The organism is Enterobacter sp. AC1, assembly GCF_050434705.1.
Classification (GTDB): Bacteria; Pseudomonadota; Gammaproteobacteria; order Enterobacterales; family Enterobacteriaceae; genus Enterobacter; species Enterobacter cloacae_L.
Genome location: NZ_JBNDIZ010000010.1, coordinates 36,340 through 57,316, shown reverse-complemented (window position 1 = coordinate 57,316; position 20,977 = coordinate 36,340). Strand labels below are relative to the sequence as shown.

The following is a 20,977-nucleotide window of genomic DNA, read 5'->3' as shown; positions in this document are numbered from 1 at the left end:
ACGATAACAAACTGAATATTCAGGGGAAAATATGCGCAAGATCACACTGGCGCTCAGCGCCGCCTGCTTATTGTTCTCGCTTAACAGTGCTGTCGTCGCGCGTGCTTCTGCACCCACGCCGCTTTACACCGGCACCACCGCTGCGATTCTTGCCGAGCAGGCACCCATTCACTGGGTTTCCGTGGCCCAAATCGAAAACAGCCTGATGGGCCGCCCGCCAATGGCCGTGGGCTTCGACATTGACGATACCGTTCTCTTCTCCAGCCCGGGCTTCTGGCGCGGCAAAAAAATGTATTCGCCCGACAGCGAAGCGTATCTGAAGAACCCTGAGTTCTGGGAAAAAATGAACAACGGCTGGGACGAATTCAGCATCCCGAAAGAGGTGGCCCGCGCGCTTATCGCTATGCACGTGAAGCGCGGCGACAGCATTTACTTCGTTACCGGACGCAGCGAGACCAAAACCGAAACCGTCTCTAAAACGCTGCAGGATGATTTCCTGATCCCGGCGACCAGCATGAACCCGGTAATTTTTGCCGGTGACAAAGAGGGGCAAAACACCAAAACGCAGTGGCTGGAAAAGAAAAATATCAAAGTGTTCTACGGCGATTCAGATAACGACATCACCGCCGCGCATGACGTCGGTGCCAGAGGCATCAGGGTATTGCGTGCTTCTAACTCGACGTATCGACCGCTGCCGATGGCCGGAAAGTTTGGCGAAGAGGTCATTGTGAACTCTGAGTATTAAACCGCAGGCGGCGAATTTGACTCTTTTTTGAGCAAATCTCGTCGTGGCGGGTTTTACCTTTCGCCTTCTTGCTGCACACTTAGAAAGATTCATCTTTCTTTACGGAGCAGCACATGTGGTATCAACAGACCCTGACCTTAAGCGCTAAACCACGCGGATTTCACCTGGTGACGGACGAAGTCATCGGGCAGATCCGCGACCTGTCGCGGGTCAAAACGGGTTTGCTGCATCTGCTGCTTCAGCACACGTCCGCCTCTCTCACGCTTAATGAAAATTGCGATCCCACCGTCCGGTCCGACATGGAGCACCATTTTCTGAAGAGCATCCCGGACAACGCGCCTTATGAGCATGACTATGAGGGGGCTGACGACATGCCTTCGCATATTAAATCTTCTTTGCTGGGCGTATCGTTAATGCTGCCGGTTCATAATGGACGGCTGGTATTGGGAACGTGGCAGGGGATCTGGCTGGGAGAGCATCGCATTCACGGTGGTTCGCGTAAAATTATCGCCACGCTACAAGGGGAATAAAGATGACAATTTCGGAGATACTTCAGTACTGCATGAGCAAGCCGGGCGCGGAGCAAAGCGTCCACAGCGACTGGAAAGCCACGCAGATTAAGGTGGGTGATGTGCTGTATGCGATGGTGAAAGAGGTGGAAGGCCGTCCGGCGGTGTCGCTGAAAACCAGCCCGGAGCTGGCCGATTTATTGCGTCAGCAGCACGATGATGTCAGGCCAAGCAAGCATCTGAATAAAGCGCACTGGAGCACTGTGTATCTCGACGGTTCCATTCCCGGGTCGCAAATTTACTACCTGGTGGACGCGTCCTATCAGCAGGCGGTTGAGCTGCTGCCGGAAACGACCCGACAGCAACTCTCCGTGTGACGTTACAGCAACGGTTTGAGGAAGCGCGCGGTGTGCGAGGCTTCGCACTCTGCGACGGTCTCTGGCGTACCGGAGACGAGGATTTCACCGCCGCCGCTGCCGCCTTCCGGGCCGAGATCGACAATCCAGTCCGCGGTTTTAATCACGTCCAGGTTGTGTTCGATGACCACGATGGTATTGCCCTGATCGCGAAGCTGATGTAGCACCTCAAGCAGCTGCTGAATGTCGGCAAAGTGCAGACCGGTGGTCGGCTCATCCAGAATATACAGCGTCTGGCCGGTGCCGCGTTTGGATAGCTCACGCGCCAGCTTCACGCGCTGCGCTTCACCCCCTGACAGCGTGGTGGCGGACTGGCCCAGGCGAATGTAGGTCAGGCCGACGTCCATCAGCGTCTGCAGCTTACGCGCCAGCGCAGGGACGGCGTCAAAAAACTCGCGCGCCTCTTCAATGGTCATGTCCAGCACTTCGTGAATGGTCTTGCCTTTGTACTTAATCTCCAGCGTTTCACGGTTATAGCGCTTGCCTTTGCACTGGTCGCACGGCACGTAGATATCCGGCAGGAAGTGCATCTCAACCTTGATCACGCCATCGCCCTGGCACGCTTCACAGCGACCGCCGCGCACGTTGAAGCTGAAGCGTCCAGGCGTGTACCCGCGCGAACGTGATTCCGGTACGCCAGCAAAGAGTTCACGTACGGGCGTAAAGACGCCGGTATAGGTCGCCGGGTTAGAGCGCGGGGTACGGCCAATCGGGCTTTGGTCGATATCGATAACCTTGTCGAAATGCTCCAGCCCGTGGATATCGCGGTACGGTGCCGGTTCGGCGAGCGTCGCGCCGTTGAGCGCCGTCTGCGCAATCGGGAACAGGGTATCGTTGATCAGCGTCGATTTACCGGAACCGGATACGCCGGTAATGCAGGTAAACAGGCCAACCGGCAGCGTCAGGGTGACGTCTTTCAGGTTGTTGCCGCGCGCGCCGGTCAGCTTAAGCACTTTTTCCGGATCCGCTGCCACGCGCTGCTTCGGTACCTCAATTTTGCGCTTGCCGCTCATGTACTGGCCGGTGAGGGATTCTGGCACCGCCATAATGTCTTTCAGCGTACCTTCCGCAACCACCTGACCGCCGTGTACGCCTGCGCCAGGACCAATGTCGATCACGTGGTCTGCGGCGCGGATCGCGTCTTCGTCGTGCTCGACCACAATCACCGTGTTACCGAGGTTACGCAGGTGAACCAGGGTGCCGAGCAGACGCTCGTTGTCGCGCTGGTGCAGGCCGATGGACGGCTCATCCAGCACGTACATGACGCCCACCAGGCCCGCGCCAATCTGGCTTGCCAGACGGATACGCTGGGCTTCACCGCCGGAGAGCGTTTCTGCCGAGCGGGAAAGCGTCAGGTAGTTCAGGCCGACGTTCACCAGGAATTTCAGGCGATCGCCAATCTCTTTCAGCACTTTTTCGGCAATTTTCGCACGCTGGCCGGAGAGCTTCAGGTTGTTGAAGAAGTCCATCGCGTGGCCGATGCTCATGTCTGAGATGGTCGGCAGCGCCGTGTTTTCCACAAACACGTGGCGTGCTTCGCGACGCAGACGCGTGCCCTCACAGGTGGCGCAGGAGCGGTTGCTGATGAACTTCGCCAGCTCTTCGCGCACCGCGCTGGATTCGGTCTCTTTGTAGCGGCGCTCCATATTGTGCAGCACCCCTTCGAACGGGTGACGACGCACGGAGGTATCGCCGCGATCGTTCATGTACTTGAACTCGATGTTCTCTTTGCCGGAACCGAACAGAATCACTTTGTGCACGTTCGGGCTCAGGCTGGCCCACGGGGCTTCCACGTCGAACTTATAGTGCTCCGCCAGAGATTTCAGCATCTGGAAGTAGTAGAAGTTACGCTTATCCCAGCCGCGAATGGCACCGCCCGCCAGCGACAGCTCCGGGTTCTGGATCACGCGGTCCGGGTCGAAATATTGTTGAACGCCCAGGCCGTCACACGTCGGGCAGGCGCCCGCCGGGTTGTTGAACGAGAACAGGCGCGGTTCCAGCTCGCGCATGCTGTAGCCGCAAATCGGGCAGGCAAAGTTGGCGGAGAAGAGCAGCTCTTCCGCTTTCGGGTCGTCCATGTCGGAGACCACGGCCGTGCCGCCGGAGAGTTCCAGCGCCGTCTCGAAGGATTCCGCCAGACGCGTGGCGAGATCGTCACGCACCTTAAAGCGGTCAATCACCACTTCAATAGTGTGCTTCTTCTGCAGCTCCAGCTTTGGCGGATCGGAGAGGTCACACACCTCGCCGTCGATACGGGCGCGGATATAGCCCTGGCTTGCGAGGTTTTCCAGCGTTTTGGTGTGCTCGCCCTTACGCTCTTTAATGATTGGCGCCAGCAGCATCAGGCGTTTGCCTTCCGGCTGCGACAGCACGTTATCCACCATCTGGCTCACGGTCTGTGCTGCCAGCGGGACGTCGTGGTCCGGACAGCGCGGCTCGCCCACGCGGGCATACAGCAGACGCAGGTAGTCATGAATTTCGGTGATGGTACCGACCGTTGAACGCGGGTTGTGCGAGGTGGACTTCTGCTCAATAGAGATCGCAGGGGACAACCCTTCAATGTGGTCGACATCCGGTTTTTCCATCAGCGACAGGAACTGACGCGCGTACGCAGAGAGTGATTCAACGTAACGACGCTGTCCTTCGGCATACAAAGTGTCGAAAGCCAGTGAGGATTTGCCTGACCCCGAAAGCCCGGTCACGACAATGAGTTTGTCGCGAGGGATTATGAGGTTGATATTCTTGAGATTGTGGGTGCGGGCGCCCCGAACTTCGATCTTATCCATTCACCTTTCCCGGTTGGAACACGGATTGCCTGGTTTGTTTGAAGGACAAACGGCTGTCAGAAACGGCTAATTATGACACAATTTGACCTGTTTGAATATACAGTATTGGAATGCATTTTCTGATTGGCTGTGTAACAATGTCGAGTTCGCGGGAGATTTCTGAACCTGCTACGCAACTATGCAAATTGACGCGTGGAAATGGTACACTCGCGCGTTTACACTATTAAGAAACGTATTCAGGAGACACGAACATGGCCAGCAGAGGCGTAAACAAGGTGATTCTCGTCGGTAATCTGGGCCAGGACCCGGAAGTACGCTACATGCCGAGTGGTGGCGCAGTTGCCAACATTACGCTGGCTACTTCCGAATCCTGGCGTGATAAAGCGACCGGTGAGATGAAAGAGCAGACTGAATGGCACCGCGTTGTGCTGTTTGGCAAACTGGCAGAAGTGGCCGGTGAATATCTGCGTAAAGGTTCTCAGGTCTATATCGAAGGCCAGCTGCGTACCCGCAAATGGACCGATCAGTCCGGCGCTGAAAAGTACACTACGGAAGTCGTGGTTAACGTCGGTGGCACCATGCAGATGCTGGGTGGCCGTCAGGGCGGTGGCGCGGCACCAGCAGGTGGCGGCCAGCAGCAGGGCGGTTGGGGTCAGCCTCAGCAGCCGCAGGGCGGCAACCAGTTCAGCGGCGGCGCGCAGTCTCGTCCGCAGCAGCAGTCTGCGCCAGCGCCGTCTAACGAACCGCCAATGGATTTCGACGACGACATTCCGTTCTGATTTCCAGCGCGTAAAAACAAAAAACCCAGACTATGGTCTGGGTTTTTTTATGCCGGAAGGGATCAGGTAATCACCATCGGCCAGTCCGGTGGCGTATGGCTCATCGCCTCAACCATCACTACTTTAATATTTTCCCAGACGGCGGCCATATCCAGCAGGGTAATGCCGAGCAAACCCGTAGCAAACCAGCAGGCCGCCCCCAGCCCCAACAGCGTGCTGATAACAGCAAGGCCCGCGTAGTCAGATTTACGAAACTGAATGTTCAACGTGCTGGCTAAAAACATCAGTACCGCACTCAACAAAGGCCAGCGCAGAAGAACCATGCTGGTAGTAATGGTTGCCATAAAACCCATCCTCTACAAAACAGACGAACTGAATGAAACAGAATTTTTCGTTACATAGTATTTGTGAACTATATCACGATTGCTGTTTTATTCGCCAGTCCCGGGATGATGAAAACCGGCTGTTTTATCGCTACCTGTAATCAGTGCGAGCCTGAGCAAAATATATCTTTGCAGGCTAAGCTCCCTTTTCCCATGTTCTTTATAATGAATTCATTGAGATAGCAAAACTGATGCAAAAGCGGGCGTCATGTACAACGTTTACAGCAATATTCCTATGGCTTATGCTTGAGTGGACAATTAATTTTACTCGCAGCTAACCTTTCAGGTTTTTGAATTTTATTGTTTTTTTATTTATTTGTACCTATTTAATTACACACAACGTTGTTTTAATTCGCCGCGCTGAGACTCAGCCTGCCGCGTTGGTTTGTCGATTTTTCGAATCTGAAGAAAGTTGCGTCCGGTTTATCGCCTGATAATCAGCGAAAAAAAATGAAAGAAAACCGACGTGAGATTGTTAATGACAGCATGCAGGCGCTACATGCGCTGGCAAAACTGATGCCCCAGCTTCATGCTCAATGTTCTCTGGCCGATATGCTGGAAACCATCAGCCGCACGCTGGGAGCTAGTCTTGCCTGGGTAAGCGTTAACGGGGATGACGGGCTGCAGCGCGTGGTCTGCGCCGGGGAGATGACCTGCCATTCCTTCGAGGTGGCTGATTTCCTTGCGGATACTCTTCTCCAGCGGCACCATCGTTCGTGGCGAGTGGTCTACTGGAAAGAGAATATTGGCCGCGCGCTATTTCCTCCTCAGCATCCCGGCTATGCGCAACTGCAAAGCGGCGTGTTGTGCAAGCTTTCAACCCATAACTGGCACTGCAGCGGCTATTTCTTTTTAGCATTTAATGAAAGACTCTATTCTCTGCCGATTCTGAAAAATATCGTCGTAGTGCTGGTCGAAAAATTAAAAGACTATTTTGCGGAAATCATTGCCCGTGAAAAAACCGCGCAGGAAATGCAGCGCGTCGTAACGCAATATAAAACCCTCTTTGAACGCGCCCCGGTTTTAATGAACTCTTTCGACAAATTTAACCGCTGCGTGCTGTGGAATGCAGAATGTGAAAAAGTGTTCGGCTGGACGATGGCGGAGATCGCTGAACATACCGATCCGCTTTCGCTGTTTTATCCCGACCCCGAAGAGCGGCGGCGGGTAAGAGAGTCGGTCAACGTCTCACCGCTTAAGGATATGTATGAGTGGCATCCGCTACGTAAAGACGGCACCCCGTTGACGGTACTGTGGTCAAATATTCTGTTGCCGGACAACTCCATCCTTAATATTGGGCTGGATATTACCGAGCGGAAAAAAGCCGAGCAGCAGCTGGAGGTAAAAGCCACCACTGACGATCTTACCGGCTGCTTCAACCGTTCGGCGATTTTGCAGCAGCTGGAGCATGCGCTGGCGGCCAGTACCGGGCAGGAGGTTAACAGCCATTTTTGTGTCCTGATGTTTGATCTGGATTTTTTCAAACAGATCAACGATGAGTGGGGACACCCGGTGGGTGATGCGGCGCTTATTCACTTCTGTAATTCTGTCCGCGAGTTAGCTCCTTCAGACTCAGCATTAGGGCGCGTGGGAGGCGAAGAGTTTTTGCTCCTGCTGGCGCAAACTGACGGCAATGGTGCTGCGCGCCTGTCCGCCAGGCTACGCACCGTTCTGGAAAACAACCCGCTGATCGTGGGTGAGAGAAAACTGTCACTGTCGTTTAGTGCCGGGGTTGTGGAAGTCTGCGGGGAACAGCGGGATTCTTCAGCCTTACTGAGGCGTGCCGATAAAGCATTATATGAAGCCAAGCATACGGGGCGTGGAAAAACGGTAGTGGCGGCTGATTATTTATAAATCAACGAACAAAATACGCCCGAACAAATAGCGTTAAATGTCATAGTAACGCTGTGCTTTTTTCGCGCTGTCACAAGTTTGGCTTAATCAACGATCGTCTGTTGTGTTATCTTCCCACCGCCCTTGCGGGCTGGATAATTATTTTCCTTAATTGAAACGGAACGAATACTTACAGTTTCACTTACGGGAAAATATTATCGTCATAACGAAATTTAAGATTTTTAATACTAAAAGTCAGTTGCTAACTTCGCATGATTCATGCAACGTAATCACCTGTTTAACAAAGCATCCGGCCTTCATTACTACAGGCGTACAACATGCAGGGATATAGGGCGGGAAATGAATCGTAGCGCGCGGCGCAAGATGCTCAGGGTGGTAGGGATCATCATGGTAGTTATGCTGCCGGTGATGCTTGCGCTATGGTTTGCCCAGCTTAGAGCCGTATCTGAAACGAGCGCCCAGCTACGCACATTTGCTGAACTGGCTTTAGACAAGACCGAACTGGTTATTCAGCAGGTTGATCTGGCCCGCGACGAGGCTGAGAAATATCAGGGTGAGCGTTGTACGCCGGGACACCGTCAATATATGTTGAACGTTGTGCGTGGCCGGCTGTTTGTTGCCGATTTAATTTATGCAGAGGGTCAGAATTTTCTTTGTTCGACCGTTTTTACACCGGATCAACCTTACGCCATTCCCGTCGCTAATTACACGCGCAAACCTGACGTCGCTATCTATTATTATCGCGATACCCCATTTTATACTGGCTATAAAATGACATATATGCAGCGTGGAAATTATGTGGTGGTCGTCAATCCGCTTTCATACAGTGAAGTCATGTCCGCGGATCATTCTCTCTCGTGGGGAGTGTACGATACGGTAACCAATGCGTTCTTTTCCGTCAGCCCGAAAGCCAATATTTCTTTATTAAATTCGATGATTCGGGATAAGGAATCGGTATTTCAAAAAGATAACCGCTTTTATACGGTCGTAAAATCGCCCAAAAGACCTATCGCGGCTATTGTGTCGACATCCGATAAACGCTTTTATGAAACGCTTTATCATCAGGCTACGTTAACGCTGCCGCTGGGTATGATCTGCAGCATTATTATTTTGCTGGTCTGGTCTCGTACCCATCGCGAGCTTAATTCGCCGGGGCGCCTGCTGCAACGGGCGCTGAACAAGCGTCAGCTTTGCGTGCACTATCAGCCGATTATTGATATCAAGAATAATCAGTGTGTGGGCGCGGAGGCGTTGTTACGCTGGCCCGGTTTTAACGGGCAGGTGATGAGCCCAGCCGAGTTTATTCCGCTGGCGGAAAAAGAGGGCATGAGCGAGCGGATTACGGACTATGTCGTTGAGGAGGTGTTCAGCGATCTGGGCCATTTCCTGGCCGAGCATCCGCATCTCTATATTTCGATTAACCTGTCGGCCACGGATTTCCACTCCTCGCGGCTGATCGCCATGATTTCTGACAAGGCCCGCCACTACGCCGTCCGCGCGCAGCAAATCAAAATAGAAGTGACGGAACGCGGTTTTATCGATGTGCCGAAAACCACGCCGGTGATTCAGGCTTTCCGTCAGGCGGGTTATGAAGTCGCGATTGATGACTTCGGTACCGGCTACTCGAACCTGCACAACCTCTACTCGCTGAACGTGGATATTCTGAAAATCGATAAATCGTTTATCGATACCTTAACGACCAACAGTACCAGCCACCTGATCGCCGAGCATATTATCGAAATGGCCCAAAGCCTGCGGCTTAAAACCATTGCGGAAGGTGTCGAGACGGCAGAGCAGGTAAGCTGGCTGTTGAAGCGCGGCGTCCAGTATTGTCAGGGATGGCACTTCGCGAAGGCAATGCCGCCCCAGGAATTTATGACCTGGCAGCAGCAACCTTTGCACTGAGAGCGGTTAATTCAACTGGTGGCGATAATCGCTCGGCGTGCGGTCAAACTCGCGGCGAAACACGCGGGAAAAGGTCTGTTGCGATACATAGCCAAGATCCATCGCGATATCAAAAATCGGCCGCTGCGTTGAGCGTAACGCCTGCGCCGCCAGCAACAGCCTGCGCTGACGAATGTACTCCCCCAGCGTCTGATGCATAACCGTGCGGAACATTCTCTGTAAATACCATTTCGAATAGCCCGACTTTTTCGCGACCACATCAATGTTTAACGGTTGGTCGATATGCTCATCAATCCATTCAATAAGTGTCTGAATAATCTGCTGATGCGACATAAGGTTGCCCCTCTGTAGATACAACTATCTCGGTTAATTCGTCGTTTTCTCTGCGGGGGAGTATAATTCCTCAAGTTAACTTGAGGTAAAGAGGTTTTATGGAAAAGAGATTGCCGCGAATTAAAGCGCTATTAACCCCCGGTGAAGTGGCAAAGCGAAGCGGCGTTGCCGTGTCGGCGCTCCACTTCTATGAAAGCAAAGGGTTAATCAAGAGTATCCGTAACGGGGGAAACCAGCGTCGCTATACCCGCGACGTGCTCCGCTACGTAGCGATTATCAAAATTGCGCAGCGAATCGGAATTCCCCTGGCCACCATTGGTGAAGCCTTTGGCGTGCTGCCGGAAGGGCATACTCTGAGCCCGAAAGAGTGGAAGGAGCTGTCATCCCAGTGGCGTGAAGAGCTGGACAGGCGTATCCATACGCTGGTCGCCCTGCGTGACGAACTGGATGGCTGTATTGGCTGCGGCTGTTTGTCCCGTAGCGATTGTCCGCTGCGTAACCCGGGAGACCGGCTGGGCGAGCAGGGGACAGGGGCGCGGTTGCTGGAAGAGGATTGAGCGTGCGTGTAGCCAGTTCGCCGGGTAAGGCACAGCCGCCACCCGGCAAAACCCCGCATCCATACAGAACTAAAGCGCCACATAAGGGCGCTTTAGTTTTTCCCGGTCTTTGTCTTTCACTCTATCCCGCTGGTTCACGGGAGGGTTTCCCCCGACGTCAGCACCCCTCATGTCGAGCGGGTTGGGGAGGTTCCGGATTGTGCTGACACTTTAATTCTATGCAAGACCCGTTTTTTCGCCAGCCGCGCTCGCCCTTTTTTAGACGAAATTTTTTCGCGATGTTGTTCGATTTTCTATAGTTAAAAAGTATGAATAACAGGAGAAAACCATGCTCACGGTACACCACCTCAACCAGTCTCGTTCGCACCGCGTGATTTGGGCGCTGGAAGAACTCGCTCTGCCTTATGAGATCGTTCACTACCAGCGCGAAAAGAACATGCTGGCGCCTGAGTCCCTCAAAAAAGTGCATCCGTTGGGCAAATCACCGGTCATCGAAGATAACGGGCTGATCCTTGCGGAGTCAGGCGCCATTCTGGAGTACCTGCAGGAAACGTATGATGCCGAGTCACGGCTTAAGCCGTTAGATCCGGCGCACAAGGTGCAGTACCGCTTCTGGCTGCATTACGCTGAAGGATCGCTGATGCCGCTGCTGTTAATGAAGCTGGTTTTCAATAGCCTCGGCAAGCCACCCGTGCCGTTTGGTATCAGAACCCTGGGGAAAGCGCTGGCACAGGGGGTGCAAAAAGCGTATCTCAACCGCCAGCTGGAAACCCATGCGCGCTTTATTGAATCACATCTTGCTGAAAACAGCTGGTTTGCCGGGGATTCGCTCAGCATGGCCGACATTCAGATGAGCTTCCCGATTTTTGCCCTGCTGGCACGCGGCGGTGTCACTAATCTGCCGCATACTCAGGCATGGAAGACAAAGGTGGAAAATAGCCCTGGCTGGCAAAAAACGCTGCAACAGGGGGGCCCGTTATCTATCCCGGGTGAGGATTGAAATGTAAACAAATTGCGCATAGACGATAACGTTTGCGCATCCTCTGTTTATTTCTTCAGCGTCATAAGTGAATTTTAGCGAAAAACGATAAAGTTCAGTTGAAAAGGGCGGGTATTAGGCTGGATAATCGTTTGCCTTAATTTGACCACCCGTTTGTAAGTGCGGAGCTAAACGTTTGCTTTTTTTGTGACGCCCTTTCGTCGCAAACGCAACACAAGGATTTGACGTTTAGCTGGCAGTGGCGTCTCCACCTCACTTACGGACTTCCTAAAAAACTCTCAGGGGATGTTTTCTATGTCTACGCCATCTGCGCGTACCGGCGGTTCACTTGACGCCATGTTTAAAATTTCGGCTCGCGGCAGTACCGTGCGCCAGGAAATCGTTGCCGGTCTGACAACGTTTCTGGCGATGGTGTACTCCGTCATCGTTGTACCGGGCATGCTGGGCAAAGCGGGCTTCCCGCCTGCGGCTGTCTTTGTTGCCACCTGTCTCGTGGCCGGTGTTGGCTCAATCGTGATGGGCCTGTGGGCGAACCTGCCGCTGGCAATTGGTTGCGCTATCTCCCTGACCGCCTTTACCGCGTTCAGCCTGGTGCTGGGCCAGCACATCAGCGTACCGGTTGCGCTGGGCGCCGTGTTCCTGATGGGTGTGCTGTTTACCGTTATTTCAGCGACCGGCATCCGTAGCTGGATTTTGCGCAACCTGCCGCAGGGCGTGGCGCACGGTACGGGTATCGGTATCGGCCTGTTCCTGCTGCTGATCGCCGCGAACGGCGTGGGCCTGGTGATCAAGAACCCGCTGGACGGCCTGCCGGTGGCGCTGGGCCATTTCGCCAGCTTCCCGGTAATCATGTCGCTGATAGGCCTGGCGGTGATTATCGGTCTGGAAAAACTGAAAGTCCCGGGTGGCATTCTGCTGACCATTATCGGCGTTTCCATTGTTGGCCTGATCTTCGACCCGACCGTGCACTTCTCCGGTATCTTCGCCATGCCGTCCCTGAGCGATGACAAAGGCAACTCCCTGATTGGCAGCCTGGATATTGTCGGCGCGCTGAACCCGGTGATCCTGCCAAGCGTGCTGGCGCTGGTGATGACCGCCGTATTTGACGCGACCGGTACTATTCGTGCCGTCGCGGGTCAGGCAAACCTGCTGGATAAAGACGGTCAGATTATTGATGGCGGCAAAGCCCTGACCACCGACTCCCTGAGCAGCGTCTTCTCTGGCCTGGTGGGCGCGGCGCCTGCGGCAGTGTACATCGAGTCCGCAGCGGGTACGGCGGCAGGCGGTAAAACCGGCCTGACAGCGATCACCGTCGGCGTGCTGTTCATGCTGATTCTGTTCCTCTCTCCGCTCTCCTACCTGGTTCCGGCGTACGCGACCGCACCGGCGCTGATGTACGTAGGCCTGCTGATGCTGAGCAACGTGGCGAAAATCGACTTTGCGGATTTTGTGGACGCCATGTCTGGCCTGATTACCGCGGTCTTTATCGTGCTGACCTGTAACATCGTTACCGGCATTATGATCGGCTTCGCGTCGCTGGTGATCGGTCGTCTGGTCTCCGGCGAGTGGCGCAAGCTGAACGTCGGCACCGTGGTCATCGCCGTTGCGCTGGTGGCGTTCTACGCGGGCGGATGGGCAATCTAAATTGTCCTTTGATGCGAAAACGGGTGGCTCAGGCCGCCCGTTTTTATTTTCCGGACTCATCCTGTTGCCTTTTACGTTACTCTGGGGAAGATAGAATGAAAGGCACGACGCCTTCCGTAGTACATAAGCAACACAGCAAACAGGGAACGCATGGAAATCTTCTTCACAATACTCATCATGACCCTTGTGGTCTCGCTATCCGGGGTGGTTACACGCGTACTGCCCTTTCAGGTCCCCCTGCCATTAATGCAAATTGCCATCGGCGCGCTGCTGGCGTGGCCGACGTTTGGCCTGCACGTTGAGTTCGACCCGGAACTGTTCCTCGTGCTGTTTATTCCGCCGCTGCTGTTTGCCGACGGCTGGAAAACCCCCACGCGCGAGTTCCTTGAACACGGACGAGAGATCTTCGGCCTGGCGCTGGCGCTGGTGGTGGTCACCGTGGTTGGGATTGGTTTTCTCATCTACTGGGCCGTACCGGGTATCCCATTAATTCCGGCTTTTGCGCTGGCCGCCGTGCTGTCGCCAACCGATGCCGTGGCGCTTTCCGGCATTGTGGGTGAAGGCCGTATTCCGAAGAAAATTATGGGAATTTTACAGGGTGAGGCGCTGATGAATGACGCCTCCGGCCTGGTCGCCCTGAAATTTGCCGTGGCCGTTGCGATGGGCACGATGGTCTTTACCGTCGGCGGCGCGACCCTGGAGTTCTTTAAGGTGGCCATTGGCGGTATCCTGGCGGGCTTCGTGGTGAGCTGGCTGTACGGCCGCTCGCTGCGCTTCCTCAGCCGCTGGGGCGGTGATGAACCCGCTACGCAGATCGTACTGCTGTTCCTTCTGCCGTTTGCCTCCTATCTGATTGCCGAACATATAGGCGTGTCCGGTATTCTGGCAGCGGTTGCGGCAGGGATGACCATCACCCGCTCCGGCGTAATGCGCCGCGCGCCGCTGGCCATGCGCCTGCGAGCCAACAGCACCTGGGCCATGCTGGAATTTGTCTTTAACGGCATGGTGTTCCTGCTGCTGGGCCTGCAGCTGCCGGGCATTATGGAATCCTCGCTGGTGGCGGCCGAAGCCGACCCGAACGTTGAGGTCTGGATGCTGTTTACCGACGTCGTGCTGATCTACCTGGCGCTGATGCTGGTGCGTTTCGGCTGGCTGTGGACGATGAAAAACTTCAGCGTACGCTTCCTGAAGAAAAAGCCGATGGAGTTTGGCTCGTGGACAACGCGTGAGCTGCTGATTGCCTCCTTTGCCGGCGTCCGCGGGGCAATCACCCTTGCCGGTGTGCTCTCCATTCCGCTGCTGCTGCCCACGGGCGATGTCTTCCCGGCGCGCTACGAGCTGGTGTTCCTGGCGGCGGGCGTGATTCTGTTCTCCCTGTTTGTCGGCGTGATTATGCTGCCGATTTTGCTGCAGCATATCGACGCGGGTGATTCGACCCAGCAGCACAAAGAAGAGCGCATAGCGCGCGCGGCCACCGCCGAAGTGGCGATTGTCGCTATCCAGAAAATGGAAGAGCGCCTGGCCGCGGATGCGGAGGAGAATATCGATAATCAGCTGCTGACAGAGGTCAGCTCCCGCGTGATTGGTAACCTGCGTCGCCGCGCAGACGGGCGTAACGATGTGGAAAGCTCGCTGCAGGAGGAGAACCTGGAACGCCGGTTCCGTCTGGCGGCGCTGCGCTCAGAGCGTGCCGAGCTGTATCACCTGCGCGCTACGCGCCAAATCAGCAATGAGACGCTGCAAAAGCTGCTGCACGATCTGGATCTGCTGGAAGCGCTGTTGATAGAGAATCAGTAACGCGCTTTTGCCCGGTGGCGCTGCGCTTACCGGGCCTACGTGCTCGATCGGTTCCCTCTCCCTATGGGAGAGGGTTAGGGTGAGGGGAAATCCAAAACCCCTCACAGCACTGCAACCACGCCTGCGCGCTGTGCGACAAATAGACCCCTTCACGCCAGATCATCCCCAGTTGCCAGTGCAGGTCGCTCTCCAGCGGGATCCAGCGCAGCGTGTTTTTATCCAGACGCTCGCATATCGGCTGCGGCAGAATGGCAATCCCCACGCCTGCCTGCACCATCGCTGCCAGGAAATCCCACTGGCCGCTGCGCACCGCAATGCGCGGCTTCACGTTATGTTGATTAAACAGCGTCATCAGCTGGCGGCTGAGGGCGAAGTCTTCGTTGTAGATCAGCAGAGGGTGCTCGCCGAGTAGTTCAGGCTTCACCGCGTCTCTCTTCAGCCAGTCGCCGGAGCGGGGAACCAGCACGCACAGCGGGTGGCTAAAGAGCGGAAGCGTTGCCAGACCGCTCTCTTCCTCAACGGGGAGGGCGGTCATGGCGACGTCGAGTTCGCCGTTGGTAACGGCCTGCTGGACGGTTAAGCCACCAAACTCCGAAATCTTCAGCTCAACGCCGGGATAGCGCTGGCGAAAAAGGCTGATCGGCCCGGCCATCATCATCCCCACCATCGGTGGAATGCCGAGGCGAAGCACCCCTTTGGTCAGGTGGTTGATATCGCCCAGTTCCGCCTCAAGCTGGCGAAACTCCGCCAGAATCGCCAGCCCGCGTTCGAACACCACGCGTCCGGTATCGGTCAGCAACAGCTTGCGCCCGTCGCGGAGCAGCAGGGTACAGTTCAGTTCATCTTCGAGGTTTTTCAGCATCTTGCTGATGGTGGGCTGGGTAACAAACAACTTCTCCGCTGCGCGGGTAAAACTTTGCTGGCGAACCACTTCGACAAAATAGCGCAGCGTTCTTATGTCCATGATTATTCCTCGAAACTATACCTTTGATGATTTTAATTCATTTCAGTCCACACCGTGCGCTCTCTATACTGGCGCCTCGTCTCATTTTTGAGGAAAACCCCCATGGCCGTGGCGTTAAGCCGTGTTACGCCTGCCGTTGTTCAACGACTCCAGGTACCGGTTCAGGTACTGCTCTACGCGGGACTGTTTGTTTTCGCTGAATATCTTGTCGGCTGGCTCCACCTGCCGCTGCCTGCCAACCTGGTGGGGATGCTGCTGATGCTGACGCTCATTCTCTGCCGCGTTATTCCCCTTAACTGGGTACGCGCCGGAGCGCGCTGGCTGCTGGCAGAGATGCTGCTGTTCTTTGTCCCTGCCGTGGTGGCGGTGGTGAACTACGCGCAGCTGCTGATGGTCGACGGATGGCGGATCTTCGCGGTCATTGCGCTGAGTACGCTGATGGTGCTGGGGGCGACCGCCTGGGTGGTGGATAAAGTCTATCGCTTTGAAATCAGCAGGCAGAAGCATGACTAACTTTCAGATAAGCGTCCTGTGCCTGGTTGCCACGCTAATTATCTACTTCGCCAACAAGCGGCTTTATCGCCGCTTTCATGCCCTGCCGCTGATGCCGCTGGTCTTCACGCCGATCCTGCTGGTGCTGATGCTGGTCTTCGGCCATATCTCCTGGCAGAACTACATTGGTGAATCCCACTGGCTGCTGTGGCTGCTCGGCCCGGCGACCATCGCCTTTGCCGTCCCCGTTTATGACAACCTGAATATTATCAAACGCCACTGGATGTCGCTCAGCGCAGGCGTGCTTACCGCGACGGTGGTGGCGGTCTGTAGCTCGGTCTGGCTGGCGCGGCTGTTTACGCTGCCCGATGAAATTCAGCGCAGCCTGGCCGTGCGTTCGGTGACCACGCCGTTTGCGCTGGCCGCCGCGAAACCGCTTGGCGGACAGCCGGATCTGGTGGCGCTGTTTGTGGTGGTGACGGGCGTCTTTGGGATGGCGGTCGGCGATGTGCTCTTTCTGCGGCTTTCTATTCGGGAAGGGATGGCGAAAGGCGCGGGGTTTGGTGCGGCATCGCACGGCGCGGGCACGGCACGCTCGTATGAGCTGGGTCAGCAGGAGGGCGTTGTCGCGAGCCTGGTGATGATGCTCTCAGGCGTGGTGATGGTGCTGATCGCACCGCTGGTGGCGTGGGTGATGTTCTGAACTCCCCGGCCCGAAGGCCGGGGATCAAGACTCAGTGTGCGCGGCCTTGTTCTACGCCCAGGCCGGTTTGTGAGCGGATAAACTGGGCGCGGAATTTCTCACGCTCCAGGTTACCCTCCGGCGAGTTGTCGGTTGCAGAGAAGATCCAGATCCCGATAAACGCCACGGCGATTGAGAACAGCGCCGGGTATTCGTACGGGAAGATAGCGCTGGCGTGACCGAGGATCTGCACCCAGATGGTCGGACCCAGAATCATCAGGATCACCGCGGTCAGAAGCCCCAGCCAGCCGCCAATCATCGCCCCACGGGTGGTCAGTTTCGACCAGTACATGGAGAGCAGGATAATAGGGAAGTTACAGCTTGCCGCGATGGAGAAGGCCAGCCCCACCATAAAGGCGATGTTCTGCTTCTCGAACAAAATACCCAGCAGAATGGCGACCACGCCCAGCACCAGCACGGTGATTTTAGAGACTTTCAGCTCATCACGTTCGCTTGCCCCTTTACGGATCACGTTAGCATAGAGGTCGTGCGACACCGCAGAAGCGCCCGCCAGCGTCAGCCCTGCAACCACCGCGAGAATGGTGGCGAAGGCCACGGCAGAGATAAAGCCGAGGAAGAGGTTACCGCCCACCGCGTCAGCAAGGTGCACCGCCGCCATGTTATTACCGCCAATCAGCGCCCCCGCCGCGTCTTTAAACGCCGGATTCGCGCCCACCAGCATGATGGCGCCAAAGCCGATGATAAAGGTCAGAATGTAGAAGTAACCCATGAAACCGGTAGCGTAGAAGACGCTCTTGCGCGCTTCGCGCGCGTCGCTCACGGTGAAGAAGCGCATCAGAATGTGCGGTAAACCTGCGGTACCGAACATCAGTCCCAGACCGAGCGAAAGGGCCGATATCGGGTCTTTCACCAGCCCGCCCGGGCTCATGATGGCTTCCCCTTTCGGATGAACCGCCATCGCCTCGGTAAAGAGGTTATTGAAACTGAACCCGACGTGCTTCATCACCATAAAGGCCATAAAGCTGGCGCCGAACAGCAGCAACACCGCTTTGATGATCTGCACCCAGGTGGTCGCCAGCATGCCGCCGAACAGAACGTACATCACCATCAGCACGCCAACCAGCACTACCGCGATGTGGTAGTTCAGGCCGAACAGCAGTTCGATCAATTTACCCGCGCCGACCATCTGCGCAATCAGGTACAGCGCCACCACCACCAGCGAACCGCAGGCGGAGAGGGTGCGAATCGGCCCCTGCTTCAGACGATACGAGGCCACGTCTGCGAAGGTATAGCGTCCCAGATTGCGCAAGCGCTCAGCGATCAGGAACAGAATGATCGGCCAGCCGACGAGGAAGCCGAGGGAGTAAATCAGACCGTCATAACCGGAGGTGTACACCAGCGCAGAAATCCCGAGGAACGAGGCGGCGGACATAAAGTCACCCGCAATCGCCAGCCCGTTCTGGAAACCGGTAATGTTGCCGCCTGCGGTGTAGTAATCATTACGGGAGCGCACGCGCTTCGACGCCCAGTACGTGATGTACAGCGTCAGCAGGACGAAAATCAGGAACATCACAATCGCCTGCCAGTTGGTTGGCTGGCGCTGTACTTCGCCGGTAATGGCATCCGCCGCGCTGGCGGCAAACGGAAGTGTGGCGGCTAGCGCCGTCAGGACTCGCTTCATGACGCTTTTACCTCTTGCAGTACCGCTTTATTAAGACGATCGAATTCACCGTTCGCACGCCAGACGTAAACGCCGGTCAGCACAAATGAAATCACAATCACGCCAATGCCGATGGGAATACCGCGCGTCACGCTGGTACCCGCGTGCAGCGGGGTGCCCAGCCAGTGCGGAGCAAAGGCGATCAGCATAATAAAGCCGACGTAGATAATCAGCATGATGATGGAAAGTAAGAAGGCAAACCGTTGCCGTTTATCGACGAGCTCCCTGTAGTGCGCACTATTCTCTATCTGCTGACAAATATCGTTATTCATCACAGAAATCTCCAGAGGTAAGGTTGGTTTGTTTTATCCCCTCTCCCCTATGGGGAGAGGGTTAGGGTGAGGGGAGGAAGGTGCGGTCTGATGCCCTCACCCCGGCCCTCTCCCATGGGGAGAGGGAGAAAAAATCATGAAGGCATTGCGATGGCCTGCTTTTCTTCGAGCAGTTTGTCCACCACGCCAGGATCCGCGAGCGTTGAGGTATCACCGAGATTGCTGGTGTCCCCGGCCGCGATTTTGCGCAAGATGCGACGCATGATTTTGCCGGAGCGGGTTTTCGGCAGCGAGTCGGTCCAGTGCAGCACGTCCGGTGTCGCCAGCGGGCCAATCTCTTTACGCACCCAGTTGCGCACTTCGGTGTACAGCTCTGGCGACGGTTCTTCACCGTGGTTCAGGGTGACGTACGCGTAAATCGCCTGGCCTTTGATGTTGTGCGGAATGCCCACCACGGCGGCTTCGGCAATCTTCGGATGCGACACGAGGGCTGATTCAATCTCAGCCGTGCCCAGACGGTGGCCGGAGACGTTCAGTACGTCGTCCACGCGCCCGGTTATCCAGTAATAGCCATCTTCGTCACGACGCGCGCCGTCGCCGCTGAAGTACATGTTTTTAAAAGTCGAGAAGTAGGTCTGCTCGAAGCGATCGTGATCGCCGAACAGGGTCCGCGCCTGGCCCGGCCAGGAGTCGACGATTACCAGGTTGCCTTCGGTGGCCCCTTCCAGCGGGTTACCTTCATTATCCACCAGCGCAGGCTGCACGCCGAAGAACGGACGGGTTGCCGAGCCTGCTTTAAGCTGCGTGGCGCCCGGCATCGGGGTGATCATAAAGCCGCCGGTTTCGGTCTGCCACCAGGTGTCCATCACCGGGCATTTCTCGTTACCGATTTTTTTCCAGTACCACTCCCAGGCTTCCGGGTTGATCGGCTCGCCGACGGAACCGAGGATACGCAATGAAGAGCGGTCGGTGCCTTCGATGGCTTTATCGCCCTCCGCCATTAATGCGCGGATCGCCGTTGGGGCGGTGTAGAGGATGTTGACCTGATGTTTGTCGACCACCTGACACATCCGCGCTGGGGTTGGCCAGTTTGGAACGCCCTCAAACATCAGCGTTGTTGCGCCACAGGCCAGCGGGCCGTACAGCAGGTAGCTGTGCCCGGTCACCCAGCCCACGTCGGCGGTACACCAGTAGATGTCGCCCGGATGGTAGTCGAAGACGTATTTGAAGGTGGTAGCCGCATAGACCAGATAGCCGCCGGTGGTGTGCAGCACGCCTTTCGGCTTGCCGGTCGAACCGGAGGTATAAAGAATGAAAAGCGGATCTTCCGCGTTCATCTCTTCCGGCTGGTGCTGGTCGCTCGCGTTCTCGATCAGGTCGCTCCACCACAGATCGCGCCCCTCGTTCCAGTCGATTTTGCCGCCGGTACGCTTAAGGACGATAACGTTGCAGACCGTGTTGACGTTCGGGTTTTTCAGCGCTTCGTCGACGTTTTTCTTCAGTGGGATACCGCGTCCAGCGCGCACGCCTTCATCGGCAGTGATCACCAGCTTTGAACTGGAATCAACGATGCGGCCGGCAACCGCTTCGGGTGAGAAACCGCCAAAGATAACGGAGTGGATCGCGCCAATACGCGCGCAGGCCAGCATGGCCACCGCCGCTTCCGGCACCATCGGCATATAGATAGCGACCACATCGCCTTTTTTAATGCCTCTTTCCAGCAGAACGTTGGCGAAGCGGCACACGTCGCGGTGCAGTTCTTTATACGTAATGTGTTTGCTCTGCGAGGCATCATCGCCTTCCCAGATGATGGCCGTCTCATTCCCGCGCTCCGCAAGGTGACGGTCAAGGCAGTTCGCCGCCAGGTTCAGCGTGCCGTCTTCATACCATTTAATGGAGACATTACCGGGCGCAAAGGAGGTGTTCTTCACCTTCTGATAAGGTGTGATCCAGTCAAGAATATGGCCCTGCTCACCCCAAAAGGCGTCCGGGGCGGTGATAGACTGCTGATATTTCTCGTGGTACTGCTCCGGGTTGATCAGGCAACGGTCCGCAATATTTGCGGGAATGTCATGTTTGTGTATTTGGCTCATGGCTTTTTTTCTCCTTGTAAGATGT

At 55.8% G+C, this 20,977-nt stretch carries 19 protein-coding genes; 12 read left to right on the top strand and 7 right to left on the bottom strand.

Annotated elements, in window-relative coordinates; genetic code table 11:
* Window positions 1–31 precede the first annotated feature (31 nt).
* The 3 genes from aphA (at window position 32) to M2433_RS21320 (ending at window position 1,631) form a co-directional block, all read left to right on the top strand.
* A complete protein-coding gene (gene aphA / locus M2433_RS21330) occupies window positions 32–745 on the top strand; it encodes an acid phosphatase AphA (RefSeq protein WP_429057478.1) in 714 nt (237 codons plus the stop codon).
* A 113-nt stretch (window positions 746–858) separates the two neighbouring features.
* Window positions 859–1,275 carry a secondary thiamine-phosphate synthase enzyme YjbQ gene (locus M2433_RS21325; RefSeq protein ID WP_429057475.1) on the top strand — a complete coding sequence of 139 codons (417 nt, stop codon included), beginning with the start codon at window positions 859–861 and terminating at the stop codon, window positions 1,273–1,275.
* A gap of 2 nt (window positions 1,276–1,277) precedes the next feature.
* Window positions 1,278–1,631, top strand: a complete 354-nt coding sequence (locus tag M2433_RS21320; protein ID WP_237845334.1) for an MmcQ/YjbR family DNA-binding protein — start codon at window positions 1,278–1,280, stop codon at window positions 1,629–1,631.
* 2 nt (window positions 1,632–1,633) lie between these two features.
* On the opposite strand, the gene uvrA is transcribed toward M2433_RS21320, so the two are convergent.
* Window positions 1,634–4,456, bottom strand: coding sequence for an excinuclease ABC subunit UvrA (gene uvrA, locus M2433_RS21315; RefSeq protein WP_429057472.1), 2,823 nt, complete (start codon window positions 4,454–4,456; stop codon window positions 1,634–1,636).
* A 251-nt stretch (window positions 4,457–4,707) separates the two neighbouring features.
* Between uvrA and ssb1 the strand changes: the two genes are divergently transcribed.
* Window positions 4,708–5,235, top strand: coding sequence for a single-stranded DNA-binding protein SSB1 (gene ssb1, locus M2433_RS21310; RefSeq protein ID WP_047345589.1), 528 nt, complete (start codon window positions 4,708–4,710; stop codon window positions 5,233–5,235).
* Between the two features lie 62 nt (window positions 5,236–5,297).
* Here ssb1 and M2433_RS21305 read toward each other — a convergent pair whose 3' ends face one another.
* On the bottom strand, window positions 5,298–5,579 hold the full coding sequence (locus M2433_RS21305) for a YjcB family protein (protein ID WP_045261050.1): 282 nt from the start codon (window positions 5,577–5,579) through the stop codon (window positions 5,298–5,300).
* 489 nt (window positions 5,580–6,068) lie between these two features.
* On the opposite strand from M2433_RS21305, the gene M2433_RS21300 reads away from it, so the two are divergent.
* Both M2433_RS21300 and M2433_RS21295 read left to right on the top strand, forming a co-directional pair.
* Window positions 6,069–7,472, top strand: coding sequence for a GGDEF domain-containing protein (locus M2433_RS21300; RefSeq protein WP_429057468.1), 1,404 nt, complete (start codon window positions 6,069–6,071; stop codon window positions 7,470–7,472).
* 339 nt (window positions 7,473–7,811) lie between these two features.
* Window positions 7,812–9,377 carry an EAL domain-containing protein gene (locus M2433_RS21295; RefSeq protein WP_429057583.1) on the top strand — a complete coding sequence of 522 codons (1,566 nt, stop codon included), beginning with the start codon at window positions 7,812–7,814 and terminating at the stop codon, window positions 9,375–9,377.
* A gap of 6 nt (window positions 9,378–9,383) precedes the next feature.
* Here M2433_RS21295 and soxS read toward each other — a convergent pair whose 3' ends face one another.
* Window positions 9,384–9,710 carry a superoxide response transcriptional regulator SoxS gene (gene soxS / locus M2433_RS21290; RefSeq protein WP_013095071.1) on the bottom strand — a complete coding sequence of 109 codons (327 nt, stop codon included), beginning with the start codon at window positions 9,708–9,710 and terminating at the stop codon, window positions 9,384–9,386.
* A 98-nt stretch (window positions 9,711–9,808) separates the two neighbouring features.
* On the opposite strand from soxS, the gene soxR reads away from it, so the two are divergent.
* From soxR to M2433_RS21270, 4 genes are all read left to right on the top strand, one after another.
* On the top strand, window positions 9,809–10,267 hold the full coding sequence (gene soxR, locus M2433_RS21285) for a redox-sensitive transcriptional activator SoxR (protein ID WP_023331806.1): 459 nt from the start codon (window positions 9,809–9,811) through the stop codon (window positions 10,265–10,267).
* Window positions 10,268–10,595: 328 nt separating this feature from the next.
* Window positions 10,596–11,267, top strand: coding sequence for a glutathione S-transferase family protein (locus M2433_RS21280; RefSeq protein WP_429057465.1), 672 nt, complete (start codon window positions 10,596–10,598; stop codon window positions 11,265–11,267).
* A 294-nt stretch (window positions 11,268–11,561) separates the two neighbouring features.
* Window positions 11,562–12,911, top strand: a complete 1,350-nt coding sequence (gene ghxP, locus M2433_RS21275; protein ID WP_029740208.1) for a guanine/hypoxanthine transporter GhxP — start codon at window positions 11,562–11,564, stop codon at window positions 12,909–12,911.
* Window positions 12,912–13,061: 150 nt separating this feature from the next.
* A complete protein-coding gene (locus M2433_RS21270; protein WP_023334184.1) occupies window positions 13,062–14,708 on the top strand; it encodes a Na+/H+ antiporter in 1,647 nt (548 codons plus the stop codon).
* Between the two features lie 61 nt (window positions 14,709–14,769).
* Here the strand turns inward: M2433_RS21270 and M2433_RS21265 are convergent, their stop codons facing one another.
* Window positions 14,770–15,672 (bottom strand): LysR family transcriptional regulator, encoded by a 903-nt coding sequence (locus M2433_RS21265; protein ID WP_429057463.1) that lies wholly within the window; start codon window positions 15,670–15,672, stop codon window positions 14,770–14,772.
* Between the two features lie 102 nt (window positions 15,673–15,774).
* On the opposite strand from M2433_RS21265, the gene M2433_RS21260 reads away from it, so the two are divergent.
* Both M2433_RS21260 and M2433_RS21255 read left to right on the top strand, forming a co-directional pair.
* Window positions 15,775–16,185: a CidA/LrgA family protein gene (locus tag M2433_RS21260; protein WP_059312929.1), complete on the top strand. Its 411-nt coding sequence runs from the start codon at window positions 15,775–15,777 to the stop codon at window positions 16,183–16,185.
* Window positions 16,178–16,867, top strand: a complete 690-nt coding sequence (locus tag M2433_RS21255; RefSeq protein ID WP_429057460.1) for an LrgB family protein — start codon at window positions 16,178–16,180, stop codon at window positions 16,865–16,867. Before M2433_RS21260 ends, M2433_RS21255 begins: the two co-directional genes overlap by 8 nt.
* Before the next feature lie 31 nt (window positions 16,868–16,898).
* Here M2433_RS21255 and actP read toward each other — a convergent pair whose 3' ends face one another.
* The 3 genes from actP to acs form a co-directional block, all read right to left on the bottom strand.
* Window positions 16,899–18,548 (bottom strand): cation/acetate symporter ActP, encoded by a 1,650-nt coding sequence (gene actP, locus M2433_RS21250; protein ID WP_429057458.1) that lies wholly within the window; start codon window positions 18,546–18,548, stop codon window positions 16,899–16,901.
* Window positions 18,545–18,859 (bottom strand): DUF485 domain-containing protein, encoded by a 315-nt coding sequence (locus M2433_RS21245; protein WP_047345579.1) that lies wholly within the window; start codon window positions 18,857–18,859, stop codon window positions 18,545–18,547. Before M2433_RS21245 ends, actP begins: the two co-directional genes overlap by 4 nt.
* Window positions 18,860–18,993: 134 nt before the next feature.
* Window positions 18,994–20,952: an acetate--CoA ligase gene (gene acs / locus M2433_RS21240; protein WP_429057457.1), complete on the bottom strand. Its 1,959-nt coding sequence runs from the start codon at window positions 20,950–20,952 to the stop codon at window positions 18,994–18,996.
* Window positions 20,953–20,977: the final 25 nt, after the last annotated feature.

Excerpts from the sequence above, each read along its gene's own strand:
- aphA (WP_429057478.1), top strand. The coding sequence starts at position 32 with ATGCGCAAGATCACACTGGCGCTCAGCGCCGCCTGCTTATTGTTCTCG.
- M2433_RS21325 (WP_429057475.1), top strand. The coding sequence starts at position 859 with ATGTGGTATCAACAGACCCTGACCTTAAGCGCTAAACCACGCGGATTT.
- M2433_RS21320 (WP_237845334.1), top strand. The coding sequence starts at position 1,278 with ATGACAATTTCGGAGATACTTCAGTACTGCATGAGCAAGCCGGGCGCG.
- uvrA (WP_429057472.1), bottom strand. The coding sequence starts at position 4,456 with ATGGATAAGATCGAAGTTCGGGGCGCCCGCACCCACAATCTCAAGAAT.
- ssb1 (WP_047345589.1), top strand. The coding sequence starts at position 4,708 with ATGGCCAGCAGAGGCGTAAACAAGGTGATTCTCGTCGGTAATCTGGGC.
- M2433_RS21305 (WP_045261050.1), bottom strand. The coding sequence starts at position 5,579 with ATGGCAACCATTACTACCAGCATGGTTCTTCTGCGCTGGCCTTTGTTG.
- M2433_RS21300 (WP_429057468.1), top strand. The coding sequence starts at position 6,069 with ATGAAAGAAAACCGACGTGAGATTGTTAATGACAGCATGCAGGCGCTA.
- M2433_RS21295 (WP_429057583.1), top strand. The coding sequence starts at position 7,812 with ATGAATCGTAGCGCGCGGCGCAAGATGCTCAGGGTGGTAGGGATCATC.
- soxS (WP_013095071.1), bottom strand. The coding sequence starts at position 9,710 with ATGTCGCATCAGCAGATTATTCAGACACTTATTGAATGGATTGATGAG.
- soxR (WP_023331806.1), top strand. The coding sequence starts at position 9,809 with ATGGAAAAGAGATTGCCGCGAATTAAAGCGCTATTAACCCCCGGTGAA.
- M2433_RS21280 (WP_429057465.1), top strand. The coding sequence starts at position 10,596 with ATGCTCACGGTACACCACCTCAACCAGTCTCGTTCGCACCGCGTGATT.
- ghxP (WP_029740208.1), top strand. The coding sequence starts at position 11,562 with ATGTCTACGCCATCTGCGCGTACCGGCGGTTCACTTGACGCCATGTTT.
- M2433_RS21270 (WP_023334184.1), top strand. The coding sequence starts at position 13,062 with ATGGAAATCTTCTTCACAATACTCATCATGACCCTTGTGGTCTCGCTA.
- M2433_RS21265 (WP_429057463.1), bottom strand. The coding sequence starts at position 15,672 with ATGGACATAAGAACGCTGCGCTATTTTGTCGAAGTGGTTCGCCAGCAA.
- M2433_RS21260 (WP_059312929.1), top strand. The coding sequence starts at position 15,775 with ATGGCCGTGGCGTTAAGCCGTGTTACGCCTGCCGTTGTTCAACGACTC.
- M2433_RS21255 (WP_429057460.1), top strand. The coding sequence starts at position 16,178 with ATGACTAACTTTCAGATAAGCGTCCTGTGCCTGGTTGCCACGCTAATT.
- actP (WP_429057458.1), bottom strand. The coding sequence starts at position 18,548 with ATGAAGCGAGTCCTGACGGCGCTAGCCGCCACACTTCCGTTTGCCGCC.
- M2433_RS21245 (WP_047345579.1), bottom strand. The coding sequence starts at position 18,859 with ATGAATAACGATATTTGTCAGCAGATAGAGAATAGTGCGCACTACAGG.
- acs (WP_429057457.1), bottom strand. The coding sequence starts at position 20,952 with ATGAGCCAAATACACAAACATGACATTCCCGCAAATATTGCGGACCGT.